This is a genomic window from Photobacterium indicum, from assembly GCF_003026215.1.
In the GTDB taxonomy this organism is placed as follows: Bacteria; Pseudomonadota; Gammaproteobacteria; order Enterobacterales; family Vibrionaceae; genus Photobacterium; species Photobacterium indicum.
Map to the genome: position 1 here is coordinate 80,588 of NZ_PYOC01000017.1, position 16,488 is coordinate 97,075.

Annotated in this window: 16 protein-coding genes, 5 tRNA genes and 1 rRNA gene; 5 read left to right on the forward strand and 17 right to left on the reverse strand. The window is 42.9% G+C overall.

Annotation, left to right across the window (positions count from 1 at the left end; translation table 11 throughout):
- Nucleotides 1-91 precede the first annotated feature (91 nt).
- The 15 genes from rpoB to murB form a co-directional block, all read right to left on the reverse strand.
- Nucleotides 92-4,117: a DNA-directed RNA polymerase subunit beta gene (gene rpoB, locus C9J47_RS25190; protein ID WP_107256588.1), complete on the reverse strand. Its 4,026-nt coding sequence runs from the start codon at nucleotides 4,115-4,117 to the stop codon at nucleotides 92-94.
- 225 nt (nucleotides 4,118-4,342) lie between these two features.
- Complete coding sequence (gene rplL / locus C9J47_RS25195; protein WP_006233764.1) at nucleotides 4,343-4,708, reverse strand: 50S ribosomal protein L7/L12; 366 nt, start codon at nucleotides 4,706-4,708, stop codon at nucleotides 4,343-4,345.
- Nucleotides 4,709-4,768: 60 nt separating this feature from the next.
- Complete coding sequence (gene rplJ, locus C9J47_RS25200; RefSeq protein WP_006233765.1) at nucleotides 4,769-5,263, reverse strand: 50S ribosomal protein L10; 495 nt, start codon at nucleotides 5,261-5,263, stop codon at nucleotides 4,769-4,771.
- A 259-nt stretch (nucleotides 5,264-5,522) separates the two neighbouring features.
- Entirely contained in the window at nucleotides 5,523-6,224 is a 702-nt protein-coding gene (rplA, locus tag C9J47_RS25205) for a 50S ribosomal protein L1 (protein WP_107256590.1), read from the reverse strand.
- Nucleotides 6,225-6,228: 4 nt separating this feature from the next.
- Entirely contained in the window at nucleotides 6,229-6,657 is a 429-nt protein-coding gene (gene rplK / locus C9J47_RS25210; protein WP_107244645.1) for a 50S ribosomal protein L11, read from the reverse strand.
- A gap of 124 nt (nucleotides 6,658-6,781) precedes the next feature.
- Nucleotides 6,782-7,327 (reverse strand): transcription termination/antitermination protein NusG, encoded by a 546-nt coding sequence (nusG, locus tag C9J47_RS25215; RefSeq protein ID WP_107256592.1) that lies wholly within the window; start codon nucleotides 7,325-7,327, stop codon nucleotides 6,782-6,784.
- An 11-nt stretch (nucleotides 7,328-7,338) separates the two neighbouring features.
- Complete coding sequence (gene secE, locus C9J47_RS25220; protein ID WP_107256594.1) at nucleotides 7,339-7,716, reverse strand: preprotein translocase subunit SecE; 378 nt, start codon at nucleotides 7,714-7,716, stop codon at nucleotides 7,339-7,341.
- 218 nt (nucleotides 7,717-7,934) lie between these two features.
- Entirely contained in the window at nucleotides 7,935-9,119 is a 1,185-nt protein-coding gene (gene tuf, locus C9J47_RS25225; protein WP_107256596.1) for an elongation factor Tu, read from the reverse strand.
- Nucleotides 9,120-9,222: 103 nt separating this feature from the next.
- Nucleotides 9,223-9,298, reverse strand: a tRNA-Thr gene (locus C9J47_RS25230).
- Nucleotides 9,299-9,310: 12 nt separating this feature from the next.
- Nucleotides 9,311-9,385 (reverse strand) — tRNA-Gly (locus C9J47_RS25235).
- A gap of 39 nt (nucleotides 9,386-9,424) precedes the next feature.
- Nucleotides 9,425-9,509, reverse strand: a tRNA-Tyr gene (locus C9J47_RS25240).
- Nucleotides 9,510-9,529: 20 nt separating this feature from the next.
- Nucleotides 9,530-9,605: transfer RNA gene (locus C9J47_RS25245), tRNA-Thr, on the reverse strand.
- Nucleotides 9,606-9,697: 92 nt separating this feature from the next.
- Nucleotides 9,698-10,429, reverse strand: a complete 732-nt coding sequence (locus tag C9J47_RS25250) for a type III pantothenate kinase (RefSeq protein WP_107256598.1) — start codon at nucleotides 10,427-10,429, stop codon at nucleotides 9,698-9,700.
- The gene (birA, locus tag C9J47_RS25255) at nucleotides 10,429-11,391 is read right to left on the reverse strand and encodes a bifunctional biotin--[acetyl-CoA-carboxylase] ligase/biotin operon repressor BirA (RefSeq protein WP_107256600.1); all 963 of its coding nucleotides are present in this window, start codon (nucleotides 11,389-11,391) and stop codon (nucleotides 10,429-10,431) included. Before birA ends, C9J47_RS25250 begins: the two co-directional genes overlap by 1 nt.
- Nucleotides 11,388-12,428, reverse strand: a complete 1,041-nt coding sequence (gene murB, locus C9J47_RS25260; protein WP_107256602.1) for a UDP-N-acetylmuramate dehydrogenase — start codon at nucleotides 12,426-12,428, stop codon at nucleotides 11,388-11,390. The genes birA and murB overlap by 4 nt, the downstream gene beginning before the upstream one ends.
- 75 nt (nucleotides 12,429-12,503) lie before the next feature.
- Here murB and C9J47_RS25265 point away from each other — a divergent pair, with 75 nt between their 5' ends.
- The 5 genes from C9J47_RS25265 to C9J47_RS27630 all read left to right on the forward strand — a co-directional run bounded on the left by C9J47_RS25265 (nucleotide 12,504) and on the right by C9J47_RS27630 (nucleotide 16,089).
- Nucleotides 12,504-12,929 carry a GNAT family N-acetyltransferase gene (locus C9J47_RS25265; RefSeq protein ID WP_107256604.1) on the forward strand — a complete coding sequence of 142 codons (426 nt, stop codon included), beginning with the start codon at nucleotides 12,504-12,506 and terminating at the stop codon, nucleotides 12,927-12,929.
- A gap of 128 nt (nucleotides 12,930-13,057) precedes the next feature.
- On the forward strand, nucleotides 13,058-14,407 hold the full coding sequence (pssA, locus tag C9J47_RS25270) for a CDP-diacylglycerol--serine O-phosphatidyltransferase (RefSeq protein WP_107256606.1): 1,350 nt from the start codon (nucleotides 13,058-13,060) through the stop codon (nucleotides 14,405-14,407).
- A gap of 7 nt (nucleotides 14,408-14,414) precedes the next feature.
- Nucleotides 14,415-15,044, forward strand: a complete 630-nt coding sequence (locus tag C9J47_RS25275; RefSeq protein ID WP_107256608.1) for an isochorismatase family protein — start codon at nucleotides 14,415-14,417, stop codon at nucleotides 15,042-15,044.
- Between the two features lie 168 nt (nucleotides 15,045-15,212).
- Entirely contained in the window at nucleotides 15,213-15,392 is a 180-nt protein-coding gene (locus tag C9J47_RS25280; protein WP_107256610.1) for a helix-turn-helix domain-containing protein, read from the forward strand.
- Nucleotides 15,393-15,909: 517 nt separating this feature from the next.
- A complete protein-coding gene (locus C9J47_RS27630; RefSeq protein WP_107256612.1) occupies nucleotides 15,910-16,089 on the forward strand; it encodes a transposase in 180 nt (59 codons plus the stop codon).
- Between the two features lie 171 nt (nucleotides 16,090-16,260).
- Here C9J47_RS27630 and C9J47_RS25290 read toward each other — a convergent pair.
- A tRNA-Asp gene (locus tag C9J47_RS25290) sits at nucleotides 16,261-16,337 on the reverse strand.
- A gap of 32 nt (nucleotides 16,338-16,369) precedes the next feature.
- Nucleotides 16,370-16,485, reverse strand: a 5S ribosomal RNA gene (rrf, locus tag C9J47_RS25295).
- Between the last annotated feature and the right edge of the window lie 3 nt (nucleotides 16,486-16,488).

Genomic DNA, 16,488 nt, shown 5'->3' on the forward strand with positions numbered 1-16,488 from the left:
CTCCTGTGAGGAGTTGACCCATAAAGGCGCCAGTCTGCTGGCGCCTTCATATTCATACCGGAGTAACTAATAAAACTGGCATTGCCAAGTCTTATTCGTCTTCCAGCTCGATGTTGATACCCAACGAGCGGATTTCTTTCAACAATACGTTGAACGATTCCGGCATACCAGGTTCCATACGATGATCTCCGTCGACGATGTTTTTGTACATCTTCGTACGGCCGTTAACGTCATCCGACTTAACAGTTAGCATTTCTTGAAGAGTATATGCAGCACCGTATGCTTCAAGTGCCCACACTTCCATCTCACCGAAACGCTGACCACCGAACTGAGCTTTACCACCCAGCGGCTGCTGAGTAACAAGGCTGTAAGAACCGGTAGAACGGGCGTGCATCTTGTCATCAACCAAGTGGTTCAGTTTCAGCATGTACATGTAACCAACGGTTACAGGACGCTCAAACATATCACCGGTACGACCGTCAAACATCTTCAGCTGACCAGACTCTGGCAAGTCACCAAGCTTCAACAGCTCTTTAATAGATGCTTCTGGAGCACCATCAAATACTGGAGTTGCAATAGGTAGACCATCACGTAAGTTCTGGATCAACGTATGTACTTGAGCATCAGATAAAGCAGCAATATCTACAGTCTGGCGAGTATCACCTAGATCGTAAACTTTCTGTAGGAAGTTACGGAACTTATGTAACTCCTGCTGTTGCTTCAACATCTCGTTAAGCTTGTCACCGATACCTTTCGCTGCAAGACCCATGTGAGTCTCCAGAATCTGGCCGATGTTCATACGAGATGGTACACCCAATGGGTTCAGTACGATTTCAACAGTCTGACCTTTTTCATCGTATGGCATGTCTTCAACAGGACAAATCTTAGAGATTACACCCTTGTTACCATGACGACCCGCCATCTTATCACCAGGTTGAATACGACGTTTAACAGCTAGGTAAACCTTAACAATCTTAAGGACACCAGGCGCTAAATCATCACCCTGAGTAATTTTACGACGCTTAGTTTCAAACTTCTTATCGAACTCAGCTTTTAACTCGTCATACTGTTCAGCTAGTTGTTCTAGTTGATTCTGTAGTGACTCATCATCAAGCGTAAGTGCGAATAGACGCTCGCGGTCCATTGAAGCAATTTTCTCTTCACTGTAGCCGATAGAAAGTAGAAGCGTACGAACACGAGCAAGAAGACCACCCTCAAGGATCTGGAATTCTTCTGTGATATCTTTCTTCGCTTCTTTAAGCTGCATCTCTTCAATTTCAAGAGCACGCTTATCTTTTTCTACGCCATCGCGAGTAAATACTTGAACATCGATGATCGTACCAGACACGCTGTTTGGTACACGTAAAGACGAATCTTTAACGTCAGATGCTTTTTCACCGAAGATTGCACGTAGCAGTTTTTCTTCTGGAGTAAGCTGAGTTTCACCCTTAGGTGTCACTTTACCTACCAGAATGTCGCCACCTTTAACTTCAGCGCCGATGTAAACGATACCTGATTCATCCAGCTTAGAAAGCGCAGCTTCACCCACATTCGGGATATCAGCAGTGATTTCTTCAGAACCTAGTTTCGTGTCACGCGCCACACAAGAAAGCTCTTGAATGTGGATTGTTGTCAAGCGATCTTGCTGTACAACACGCTCAGAAACTAAGATGGAATCCTCAAAGTTATAACCATTCCAAGGCATGAACGCGATACGAATGTTCTGGCCAAGAGCAAGTTCACCCAGATCGGTCGAAGGACCATCTGCAAGCACGTCACCACGAGATACTGGCTCACCTGGCATCACTGTCGGACGCTGGTTAATACAAGTATTCTGGTTAGAACGGGTGTACTTCGTTAGGTTATAAATATCGATACCAGCTTCGCCTGGTACTAGCTCGTCTTCGTTAACTTTAACAACGATACGAGAAGCATCTACAGACTGAACTTGACCGCCACGCTTAGCTACAGCTGTTACGCCGGAGTCAACCGCTACAGAACGTTCAATACCTGTACCAACTAACGGCTTATCAGCACGTAATGTTGGAACAGCCTGACGTTGCATGTTTGCACCCATAAGCGCACGGTTAGCATCATCGTGCTCTAGGAACGGGATTAGGGATGCCGCCACAGATACAACCTGGTTGGTTGCAACGTCCATGTATTGAACGTGGTCGCGTGGGTGCAAACCTGAATCGCCTTTCTGGCGAGCAGTGATTAGTTCATCGCTAAAGCTACCATCAGTTTCTAGCGCAGCATTCGCCTGAGCGATAACATACTGGCCTTCTTCGATAGCAGACAGGTAATCGATTTGGTCGGTAACTTTACCATCAACTACTTTACGGTATGGAGTTTCCAAGAAACCGTAAGAGTTACAACGCGCAAATACAGATAGCGAGTTGATTAGACCGATGTTTGGACCTTCTGGCGTTTCGATAGGACATAGACGACCGTAGTGAGTCGCGTGTACATCTCGAACTTCAAAGCCAGCACGTTCACGAGTCAGACCACCTGGACCAAGCGCCGAAATACGACGTTTGTGAGTAACTTCTGATAGTGGGTTGTTCTGGTCCATAAACTGAGACAATTGAGAAGAACCGAAGAACTCCTTAACTGCAGCAGAAATTGGCTTAGCATTGATCAGGTCTTGAGGCATGATTGCATCAAGATCGCCTAAACTTAGACGCTCTTTAACTGCACGCTCAACACGAACTAGACCAACACGGAACTGGTTCTCAGCCATTTCACCAACTGAACGGATACGACGGTTACCAAGGTGGTCGATATCATCAACTTCACCACGGCCGTTACGGATCTCGATAAGCTTCTTCATCACTTCGATAATATCGCTGTGATCAAGAATGCCAGAGCCAGTTGTTTCTTCACGAAGAAGAGAGCTGTTAAACTTCATACGGCCAACAGCTGATAAGTCATAGCGATCTTCAGAGAAGAATAGGCTATTAAACAATTGCTCAGCTGCTTCACGTGTAGGTGGCTCACCAGGGCGCATCATACGGTAGATTTCTACTAACGCACTTAGACGGTCTGTTGTGCTATCAACACGTAGCGTCTCAGACATATATGGTCCGTAATCTAGATCGTTCGTAAATAGAACTTCAATAGATTTGTGACCAGCCTGAGAAAGCAATGCTAATGTTTCCAGGCTTAATTCCTGGTTAGCAGCTGCAATTAGCTCGCCGGTTTCTTCATTCACGTAATCACGTGAAGAGATCTTACCCACGATGTATTCAACAGGTACTTCGATGTGATCAACGCCGTCTTTGCCTAATTGGCGAATATGACGAGCAGTGATACGACGACCTTGTTCAACGTACACTTTACCGTTAGCTTCAATATCAAAGCTTGCAGTTTCACCACGAAGACGTTCAGGCACTAGTTCCATGACTAATGACTTACCTTGAACTTCGAAAGAAACTTTATCGAAGAACATATCAAGGATTTGTTCTGTGGTGTAATCAAGTGCACGTAAAATTACAGAAGCTGCTAGCTTACGACGACGGTCGATACGTACGAATACGTTATCCTTAGGATCAAATTCGAAATCCAACCATGAACCACGGTATGGGATTACGCGTGCATTATAAAGCACTTTACCTGAGGAGTGGGTCTTACCCTTATCGCTGTCGAAGAAGACACCCGGGCTACGGTGCAGCTGGGATACGATAACTCTCTCGGTACCGTTAATAACGAAAGTACCGTTATTTGTCATGAGCGGAATTTCGCCCATGTATACTTCTTGTTCTTTAATGTCTTTTACGGTGCCTGCTGGTGCGTCTTTGTCATACATGACAAGACGTAGCTTCACACGTAACGGTGCGGAGTAAGTTACGCCACGAATTTGACATTCTTTAACATCGAAGACCGGCTCACCGAGACGATAGCTAACGTATTGCAGCTCGGAATTGCCATTATAGCTCTGAATTGGAAAAACAGAACGAAAGGCAGCTTCTAGACCGTAATGCCCTTCTGGATCCTGCTCGATGAACTTTTGAAAAGAATCAAGCTGGATCGACAGCAAGTATGGAGCATCCAAAACGCGCGGACGCTTACCAAAATCCTTACGGATACGCTTTTTCTCGGTATAAGAGTAAACCATAGGTTCCTCAGATCGCTGATAAGTGATCCAAACTGTCCAACTAAGGGACAGTGACTAATAACACTGTTTATTGTAGGAACAGTTTTGAAGAATCAAAAACTGTTTTTTGCACGAATAATGGTTACAAAACAATGTGAAAATTACCATTATCCTACAGCGCAAAAAGGCCGGAGGCAATTCAGCCTCCAGCCATTAGCCTTTTCAGGCTAAGAAATTAAGTAATAATTACTTAATTTCAACAGAAGCGCCAACTTCTTCTAGCTGAGCTTTAAGAGCTTCAGCTTCAGCTTTGTCAACACCTTCTTTAAGAGGTGCTGGAGCGCCGTCAACTACTGCTTTAGCTTCTTTAAGGCCAAGACCAGTTGCGCCACGTACAGCTTTGATAACTTGTACTTTCTGTGCGCCAACAGCTGTTAGGATAACGTCAAACTCAGTTTGCTCTTCAGCAGCTTCAGCAGAAGCACCGCCAGCAACTACTGCAGCAGCAGCAGTAACACCGAATTTTTCTTCCATAGCTTCGATAAGCTCAACAACTTGCATTACAGACATTTCTGCAACTGCGTCTAGGATTTGCTCGTTTGTGATAGACATAACAATTCTCTTTGAAATCAACAATTAATTTAATATAGCGTTCAGATAAAACAAGGACAATTAAGCCGCTGCTTCTTCTTTCTGATCGCGTACAGCTGCGATAGTACGTACCAGCTTGCCAGCTGAAGCTTCTTTCATGCACATCATTAGGCGTGCAATAGCTTCGTCGTAAGTTGGTAGTGTCGCAAGAACTTCTGCGTCAACAACAGCGCCTTCGAATGCGGCTGCTTTGAACTCGAAATCTTTATTCTCTTTAGCGAAATCTTTAAAAAGACGCGCTGCAGCACCTGGGTGCTCATTAGAGAAACCGATTAGTGAAGGACCAACAAAAACGTCTTTTAGACATTCAAAATCAGTACCTTCAACTGCGCGGCGTGCTAGTGTGTTACGAACAACTTTCAGGTAAACGCCGTTTTCACGAGCTTGTTTACGAAGAGAAGTCATCGCACCAACTGCAACACCACGAGAGTCAGCAACAACTGCAGACAGGGCACCATTGGCAGCTTCGTTGACTTCAGCAACAATTGCTTTTTTGTCTTGAAGATTTAATGCCATTGGATATAGCTCCTGGATTTTTTTTGCTGGGTTGCCCCAGTCATTACACCACTCACTGTCAGTATGACAGGAGAGACTTACGGCGCAGATCCAAGATAGATAAAATCAATCATGTTCTGGCACCGTCTACGTAGGTAAAGATTAAGTTTCGAAAAACACCTACGGTCTTTGACGAAGGCTAATTAACGAGTAATCAACCTCAGCCATGAATTTGTGAACGCCAAATTATACACTAACCTGGCAGTTCTGCAAATCAGTTTTAAACGCTAGTTTCCAGAGTATTCTGGTCTAACGAAACACCTGCACCCATAGTGGTAGAGATGCTTACTTTCTTGATGAAAACACCTTTAGCTGAAGAAGGTTTAGCTTTCTTCAGAGCAACTAGAAGAGATTCTAAGTTCTCTTTTAGTTGAGCAGCATCAAAGTCCACTTTACCGATAGTAGTGTGGATGATGCCGTTTTTGTCGTTACGGTAACGAACCTGACCAGCTTTAGCATTTTTAACTGCTTGAGCAACGTTAGGAGTTACAGTACCAACCTTAGGGTTTGGCATAAGACCGCGAGGACCAAGGATAGTACCTAGTTGACCAACAACGCGCATTGCATCAGGAGATGCGATAACAACGTCAAAGTCCATGATACCTTTCTTAACTTGATCAGCAAGGTCGTCCATACCGATTAGGTCAGCGCCAGCTTCTTTAGCAGCCTCTGCGTTAGCACCTTGAGTGAACACAGCAACACGGATTTCACGACCAGTACCGTGTGGTAGCACTGTAGCGCCACGAACGTTTTGATCTGATTTACGTGCATCAATGCCAAGGTTAACAGCAACGTCAACGCTTTCTACGAATTTAGCAGTAGCTAGTTCTTTAAGAAGAGCAACAGCTTCGTTGATGTCGTAAGATTTAGTCGCATCAACTTTGTCACGAATTACGCGCATGCGCTTAGTAATTTTAGCCATTTTCTTAACCCTCTACCACTAGGCCCATTGAACGAGCAGTACCAGCAATCGAACGCTTCATAGCTTCGATGTCAGCACCAGTCATATCAGCTGCTTTAGTTTCAGCAATTTCCTGAACCTGAGCGTCAGTAATAGTACCAACTTTCTCAGTGTTAGGACGGCCAGAACCAGACTTAACGCCAGCAGCTTTCTTAAGAAGAACTGCAGCAGGTGGAGTCTTAGTGATGAACGTGAAAGAACGGTCACTGTAAACTGTGATAACTACAGGAGTCGGAAGACCCTTCTCAACAGAATCTGTACGTGCGTTAAACGCTTTACAGAATTCCATGATGTTAACACCGTGTTGACCTAGAGCAGGACCAACTGGTGGACTTGGGTTTGCTGCACCAGCTGCAACTTGCAGCTTGATGTATGCTTCTACTTTTTTAGCCATTGCTATATACCTAAATTTGGGTTCAAACGTCTATTTTCAAGAAATAGACTCCCCGTCTAACGAAAGGGCGCGAAATTATAGTCTAATCTCATGCCCATGACAATCAAAACTGATTATAAAACGATCAGTTCTTTTCTACTTGACCAAATTCCAATTCAACAGGCGTTGCACGACCGAAAATAGAAACAGAAACCTTAACACGGCTCTTATCATAATCGACATGCTCAACAACACCGTTGAAGTCTGCAAATGGGCCATCAGTAACACGAACCACTTCACCTGGTTCGAAGACTGTTTTATGGACTGGAGACTCACTCGCCTGCTGAAGACGATTAAGAATCGCATCCGCCTCTTTATCAGAGATAGGAGCAGGACGGTCAGATGTACCGCCAATGAACCCCATTACACGAGGAATACTACGTACTAGGTGCCATGTTTCATCATTCATCACCATTTGTACAAGCACATAGCCAGGGAAGAACTTACGCTCACTCTTCCTACGCTGGCCAGCACGCATTTCAACCACTTCCTCGGTTGGTACTAGTACCTCGTCAAAATAGTCTTCCATACTATGCATTTTGATGTGCTCGCGTAGTGATTGTGCTACTCGACCTTCAAAACCAGAGAAAGCTTGCACTACATACCATCGTTTTTTTGGAGCTTCGCTCATGAACTCTTACCTCATACACCGGTAACTAGGCGGACTAAACGGACCATAATGCCGTCGATGCCCCACAGGGCTAAAGCCATAACAACAGTGACGGCTAAAACAATAAAGGTTGTCTGCGTAGCTTCCTGCCGAGTTGGCCATACCACTTTGCGGACTTCCATGCGCGATTCACGAGCAAACGTAATCGCGGTTTTACCTTTCGCTGTAAATATGGCGATACCACCAGCAGCAGCGACAAGAATCACTACTGATGCAGCACGCAATACTACAGAAACATCACTGTACAGGTAATTACCAACCACAGCGGCAGCTAACAAAGCAAATACAGTGACCCATTTTAGGCCATCCATACTGCTAGGGCTGTTTTGGTTTTCGGCATTCGCTTTCATACAACCAACCTGTAACTAGTCTCAATATAGACGAAAACAACCCCGCTATTGCGAGGTCCTAAATGAAGGAAAGGGCTAAGCCTTTAATGACATTGATAAAAACTTCATTACTACGAACATTTATTCTACGCATTATGACCAAAAAATATGCTCATCAAAATTTAAGCGCAGAAAAAGGGCATCAAATGATGCCCTTTTTGGTACCGTGTCGTCAAATCTTATTCAAAGATCTTAGCAACAACACCTGCACCAACTGTACGACCACCTTCACGGATCGCAAAGCGTAGACCTTCATCCATCGCGATAGGCGCGATTAGTGTTACTTTCATCTGAACGTTATCGCCAGGCATTACCATCTCAACGCCTTCTGGCAATTCGATAGTACCCGTTACGTCAGTTGTACGGAAGTAGAACTGTGGACGGTAACCTTTGAAGAAAGGAGTATGGCGACCACCTTCATCTTTAGACAGAACATAGATTTCTGACTCAAAAGTAGTGTGTGGAGTAATTGAACCAGGCTTAGCAAGAACTTGACCACGTTCAACTTCATCACGCTTAGTACCACGTAGAAGAACACCAACGTTCTCACCAGCGCGGCCTTCGTCAAGAAGCTTACGGAACATTTCAACACCAGTACATGTAGTAGTGATAGTCTCTTTGATACCGATGATAGCAACTTCTTCACCAACACGTACGATACCTTGCTCAACTCGACCAGTTACAACAGTACCACGGCCTTGAATTGAGAAAACATCTTCGATTGGAAGGATGAATGGAAGATCGATTGCACGCTCTGGCTCTGGGATGTAGTTATCTAGAGCTTCAGCTAGTTCAACGATTTTCTCTTCCCACTGAGCTTCACCGTTAAGTGCGCCAAGTGCAGAACCCATGATTACTGGGCAATCATCGCCTGGGAAATCGTATTCAGAAAGAAGTTCACGAACTTCCATTTCTACTAGTTCTAGTAGCTCTTCATCATCAACCATGTCACATTTGTTCATGAATACGATGATGTAAGGAATACCAACCTGACGACCAAGAAGGATGTGCTCACGTGTTTGTGGCATAGGACCATCAGTTGCAGCAACAACTAGGATACCCCCATCCATTTGAGCAGCACCAGTGATCATGTTTTTAACATAATCGGCGTGTCCAGGACAGTCAACGTGTGCGTAGTGACGAGTAGGAGTATCGTATTCTACGTGAGAAGTAGAGATTGTGATACCGCGCTCGCGCTCTTCTGGAGCGTTATCGATAGAAGCGAAGTCTTTTGCATCACCACCGTACACTTTTGCAAGTGTAGTACAGATAGCAGCAGTTAGAGTTGTTTTACCGTGATCGACGTGGCCGATTGTACCAACGTTAACATGCGGTTTTAGACGTTCAAATTTTTCTTTAGACATGGATAGTCCCTCTAGACACGGCATTAGGTGGCATTACGACCACACAACCAAACATAGGTTTGTAGAGTATATATCAAATGATTTGAGAGCGACTTGGAGAGAGTGGTGCTAATAGGCGGAGTTGAACCGCCGACCTCACCCTTACCAAGGGTGCGCTCTACCAACTGAGCTATATCAGCGCACAAGAAGTATGGAGCGTGCAGCGGGAATCGAACCCGCATCATCAGCTTGGAAGGCTGAGGTAATAGCCATTATACGATGCACGCAAAACTCATCACTCGAAGAGCGGTCAAACTGCTTGAAAATGGTGGAGGGGGAAGGATTCGAACCTTCGAAGGCAGAGCCGTCAGATTTACAATCTGATCCCTTTGGCCACTCGGGAACCCCTCCAGGGGTATTACAAAAAATACTGGTGCCGACTACCGGAGTCGAACTGGTGACCTACTGATTACAAGTCAGTTGCTCTACCTACTGAGCTAAGTCGGCTTTAGTGCTGCGCATTTTAGTGAATGATCTATAGGCTTGCAATACCTTTAAGACCATTTTTTAAATTTTTCTAACGGTTTTATGTTACAGACTTAACGACATTTGGCGTATAAGGCTAAACCTTCGAGCACCAGCTCTGAGCAATGTTGATAATGTCTCGACCATTGAACTGGGAGATGGCGCATACCTCCACCACACAAAATCACTTGAGGCTCTTCGCCCAATTTATCTTTTGCCTGCTTAAAACCGTATTCGATTAAACCAATTAATGCAGCGCGACAGCCATTTTTTAAACCATCAGCGGTATTATCAGAAAATGTAATACACTCTCCGTGCTCACGGTCAGAAAAAACTTTACAGGTATTTTCTAGTACTGACTGCATCATAAGTTGGTAACCAGGCGCAATCCAACCACCTAAATGTTTGCCATCTTCAGCTAACACATCGAACGTTAAAGCCGTTCCAATATCCACAATCACTGTTGGTTTCTTAAATTTTTGCCGAATGGCAACTAAAGTTAACCATCGATCAACCCCAAGATATTGATATTCAGAATACGCATTTTTAACGCCAAAATCTTTTCGTAATGTTTTCACCTGCATTACAGGGATATTGGCCATCTGAGCAATACGTTGAATTGAGTTATCAACCTCAACAGGCCCAACACTAGCGAACACTATTCGATGAATTCCTTTCTCTAGCAGTGGTTCAAGTACCATTTCTAATTTACGGCTAGGATAACGACCCAACAGTTCAAACTTTCCAGATTCAAATAATTGGGCAACTTTAACGTAGGTATTGCCGGCTTCAATCAATAATTGCATCAACAACCTCTAAGGCTGATTTCACCACCGATATAAGGTTCAATCCCTGATTCGGTTTCAAGTAATAAGGCACCCTGCTTATCAATTCCACGAGCAATCCCTTCGATTACACGTTGGCCAATTAATAATTTAACAGGGCGATTCAAAAAGTTATCTATTCTATTCCAACGTTCAACAAAGCCATCTAATCCGACTTGTTCATAAGTTATTAATGTCTTTTGTAAACTATCAATAAGTTCAGCAGCTAGATGATTTCGCTCAGGCAGTTTATCGCAAGCTTGCGACAGATTTGTCCAAGCCTGTCCAATATCACTCCCTTCCGTATCCGGCATATTGATATTCAAACCCATCCCTATGACAAGGTGAGCAGCATCGCCAGCCTGACCAGTCATCTCAACTAAGATCCCTGCCAGCTTTTTATCTCTATAATAGAGATCATTAGGCCATTTCACTCTAACTTCATCAGCACCGAGTGATTGTAATGTTTCAGCAATAGCGACACCAACAACGAGACTCAAGCCCATAGCAGCCGCCATACCAGCATCTAGACGCCAATACATAGATAAATAAAGGTTGCTACCAAACGGTGACAGCCATTGTCGTCCACGACGCCCCCTACCTGCCTGCTGATATTCCGCCAAGCAAACAGCACCCTTAGGTAAAAGCCCAAAGCGATCTAGTAAATACTGATTAGTCGAGTCAATTATGTGAATTAACTCTAACTGCGGACACTTTACCTGAGACAAAATCTTATCGCAATCCAGTAACTCTATCGGAGTAGATATACAATACCCCTTCCCCTGAATACGAAATAGGTCTAACCCCCAAAGCTGTAACACTTTGATATGCTTACTTATGGCAGACCTTGAAATACCCAGAGACTCACCAAGAGCCTCTCCGGAATGGAATTGACCATCAGCCAATAGCTTTATTAATGCTAACCGCGTGGCATGTTCTTTCATGCTAACACCTCAGACAACGTCGTTTCTTTTGACGCCCCCATAAAGCGCACTTCATGTTCGAGCAACACCCCAAATTTATCATTAACTGCGTTAACAACGTGTTGGGCCAGTAACAATACATCTCTAGCGGTAGCATTTCCCGTATTTACTAACACAAGAGCCTGCTGTTCATGCACTTTTGCACCACCAATCTGCATACCTTTCAAATCACACTGATCAATCAACCAGCCAGCCGCTAGTTTATATTCAAGATTTGAAACTTTATAGTTTGGCATTTGAGGGTATTGATACAACAATGCATCTTTAATTGATTGCGTTATCACTGGGTTTTTAAAAAAACTCCCAGCATTCCCCAACACTTGTGGATCGGGTAATTTCGACTGTCTAATTCTGCAAACAGCATTAAAAACATCAATTGCAGCAACCGTTGTCTTGTTAAGCTCAGCTAAGGGACCATAGGTTGTTTTAGGATCCCATTCCTTTTTCAAAATAAAGCCGACCGCAACGATGATATGGGTTTCTTTTAATTCATGCTTAAAAATTGAATCTCGATAACCAAATTGACACTCTTTACGACTCAACCTTGATACTTCACCAGAATCAATATTTAAAATATCGACATATTGACAAATATCTTGCAGCTCTACGCCATAAGCACCAATATTTTGAATCGGAGAGGACCCAACACAACCAGGTATCAGGGCAAGGTTTTCTAGTCCTGGCATATTATGTTCAATGGTCCATTGAACGAAGCCATGCCAGTCTTCCCCTGCCCCTACGTGTAATAAATAACTCTCTGCAGTCTCGTTAACCGTTATTCCTTTAATACGATTAAGTACAACAACACCAGAAAAATCATCACAAAAAAGTAGGTTACTACCCTTACCTAAAACTAATTTAGGCAATGTCTGATATTGCTTATTACGCCAAATCAACAATAAATCGTCAACTGACTCAGCCTCAATAAGTGCATAAGCTTGTGACTCTATACCAAAGGTGTGAAAAGCAGCCAACGATGTTTCTTGTAAAATTCTCATGCTAATATCGAACCATACCTTTTATACTCATCGCAATATTTTACCCGATTCATACTAACTACGCAGTGTTTTCCCATGACTAAGCTTAGATTTCACCATTTAGAACCTCTTCGTTTTCCACTAGTAAACCGATTATATAAAAGCTACTACCCCGCAGGAAAAGCAAAAAAAGACGAAATAATATGGGTTGGAGATAATGAGAAAGGTATAATTTGCGTCGTTAGGTTTAAGCAATTTGAGAACATTCAGTTATTAACAGGAATGCTTGTTCATCCTGATTTTCGAGAACAAGGGCTTGCTAAAGATTTGTTAGCAGCAACGAAAACGCAAATAAATTGTAAGCCTTGTTACTGTTTTGCATTTCGTGAATTAATCCCACTTTATTCAAACGCTAACTTCCATTTGGTCGACAAAATCGAGTTACCTGAAGTACTTTCTAACCGATTAATACGTTATATTAGCAGTGGGAAAGACCTTGTCGCGATGCGTTATGAAGCTTAATTCAGCACATTTTAAGATACTCGTGACATAAGCTAACAATGGGATACATTGACATCAGAAATTTTCTGGTATAATCCCGCTCTTATTTAACAGGTTTATCTACCGTAAGTCGCGCAAACGAGGCAATAATGGATTCAGCTATTACAAATAGGCAGCGTATTGAACAGCTGCCATGTATTGCTCACAAGCCAGAAGAATTGGAAACACTTTTAGATGCTGGTTCATTCAGAGAGCGCCTTCATACTGAAATAATGCAGGCAAAGCACCGTATTTATCTAGTTGCTTTATATTTGCAAGATGATGAAGCAGGTAGAGCAATTCTGACATCATTATATGAAGCAAAACAGCTCAACCCTAATCTAGATATCAAAGTACTGGTTGATTGGCATCGTGCACAACGAGGACTAATAGGGGCCGCACAATCTGACGGCAATGCTGCTTTTTATCGTGAATTTGCAGAGAAGTATCAGTACCAAATTGAAGTTTTAGGGGTACCAGTTAGAAACCGTGAAGTATTTGGTGTTTTACACCTTAAAGGTTTCATTGTTGATAACAAAGTTATTTATAGTGGTGCTAGCCTAAACGATGTGTATTTAGCTCAACATGAGCGTTATCGCTATGACAGATACCATGTCATTCACAATGTAAAGCTTGCGGATAGTATGGCTGGCTTTATCACGGGTACTTTAGTAAATAGTGATGCTGTCAATTGCTTGAATCAAGAAGTACGTCCTGATACCAAATCTCTAAAAGGTGCAATCAAAAACCTTCGCTCTCAGCTACAGCGTGCTAGTTATAATTATCAAGCAGAGGAAATTAACGAAGACCAAGTTGGTTTAACACCTTTACTTGGTTTAGGTAAGCGCAAAAATAAACTAAACGAACATATTTGTACTCTTATTGCTAGTTCACAAAAAGAACTCATAATATGCACGCCCTACTTCAATTTCCCTCGGACTGTAAGTAGAGAAGTTCGTCGTGCAATACAACGAGGTGTTAAAGTCACAATTGTTATTGGTGACAAAACAGCTAATGATTTCTTTATTCCACCAAGTGAACCATTCAAAACGATCGCAGGGCTACCTTATTTATATGAAGTAAACCTTCGTAATTTTGCAAAACAAAATGAAGCAGCAATAGCACGTAGACAGTTAGCCATACACCTATGGAAACACGAAGATAATAGCTTTCACCTTAAAGGGATATGGGTCGATCGGAGCTATATGCTAATTACGGGGAATAATTTAAACCCAAGGGCGTGGAAATTAGACCTAGAAAATGCCATTTTAGTTCATGATAAAAATCAATTACTAGCAGACCAAAAACAAAAAGAGTTAGATTGCATTCTTAAACATACCCAATTAGTTGGCAGTTATAAATTCATCGAAAAAATAGATAACTACCCAGCTCCAGTTAGAAAGCTTATTAAACGAATTCGTCGTATTAAAGCCGACCATATCCTGAATCAAATCTTGTAGGTATCAAATGATTATTGCAGCCATTGATGTTGACCCACAAAAAGCATTTACTCCTCTTTGCCCAAATGAACTTCCAGTAAATGAGGGTGATATTATTGGCCCAGCGTTAAACGCACAAGCAAGAAAAGCAAATTTCCGTGTGCTCACAAAAGATGCCCATCAATCGAAGGCTATATGGACTGTCGATAATCATTCTCAAATGTTACAGCCTTTAGAACATCCGAATGCAGACTTAACTTGGGTATCACATGCGGTACCTGGCACAAGAGGCTTTGAGACTATCCCAGAGCTTCCTGCGGTCACTGATTATGATTTCGTTGTATGGAAAGGTATAGAAGCAGATCTACATCCATACGGAGCCTGTTATCACGATATAGCAGAGCAGCTCAGTACTGGGCTTATCGAATGGCTCATAGCTAAAGAAGTAGATACTGTTTTGATTGGTGGTCTTGCTACTGATTATTGTGTAAAGACAACTGCACTGCAATTAGTTAAAAGTAAGCAATTCAAGGTCATCGTTAACGTAGAGGCTTGTCGAGGAATAGCGACAGAAACAATAGAATTAGCTTACAAAGAAATGTCTCAGGCCGGCATTACCATAATTCAAAACATTAATGACTTACAAATACATTCATAATCCCGTCTTAATAAATGCCTGATTCATTAACGTTTCAGGCTATATATAATATACCGACTCCTGCCTTCCTAGGGCTATTCACAACTATGCTTATCTTAATTGGTGTTATACCATCCTAGTTAAAAATATGACCTAGTTGAGGCTATCTACTTTGTCTGAGTTATTACCATGGATAGCCTAAATAATATCGACGCTAAATCCCTTGCCAGCAAACAAACATCTATCCAGATGAAAATGCGCTTTTTGGCACTTGCTCACTTCCAAGATGGTCATTCACGTACTCAGATTGCTAAATATCTAAAGGTTAGTAGTACCAGTGTAAACAAATGGATTCAGGTTTTTCTTTAAAATGAACTCGACGGGCTGAAGGAAAAGGCTCGTACTGGACGCCCTTCCTTTCTCTTTCATCAAGAAAGGCAACAACTAGCCAAGTACATTGAAGATAACGCAGCTAAACCTGATGGTGGCAGACTCACAGGTCATGATATTCATAACTACATCACTCAGACATTTGGCAAAGCATACAATCTAGACCACATCGACATATTGATCAAAAAATGAGCTTTCATGAACAACTTCTCGCTCAAAGCACCCTAATGAAACCCAAGAAAGCTTTAAAAGATTCAAAATCGAAACGACCCTTAAGATCCCTGGCCACATAGGATTTGAGCAAAGACAGAAACGCGTCCGCGAGTCATCAAACAGCAGCTGTTTAAGTATATCTTTGGAGCTATTTGCCCTAGCCGTGGTATTGGAGAGGCTATCGTTGTTCCTTGGAGCAATAAAGATACGATGAAGCAACGTCTTCAGCAAGTATCAAAAAAGGCAGGTATGCCGTTGTGATAATGGATGGTATACCGAAGACATTGTTTATAACCTTCCTAATGTCAGTATCATAAAACTCCCTCCCTATTCACCAGAGCGGAATTTAATAGAACAAGTTTGGAGCTGGATGAGTCAGCACCATTTAACAAATCAAGCTCTTGAAAATTATGATGAGATTGTTGATAAGGTTTGCAATACTTGGAACAGCTTTCTTAAGTGACATGAAAAGAGTAACAAGGGTGCGGACGAGAAACTGGATCAGCCTGACCAGTTAATTAGCTAGAATGGTATAACGTCGGTGGTTTGGTAACAGATACATAAAGATAAAAGAAGCAACATTAATTTCAGATGAAAAAAAGCCCTAATCTTTCGATTAGGGCTTCTTCAATAATGGCGGAGTGGACGGGACTCGAACCCGCGACCCCCGGCGTGACAGGCCGGTATTCTAACCAACTGAACTACCACTCCGCAGTGTCTATTCAGCTTTTCAGCAATTGGGCGCCTGGCGATGCCCTACTCTCACATGGGGAGACCCCACACTACCATCGGCGCAACTGCGTTTCACTTCTGAGTTCGGCATGGGATCAGGTGGAGCCACAGCGCTATGGTCGCCAGACAA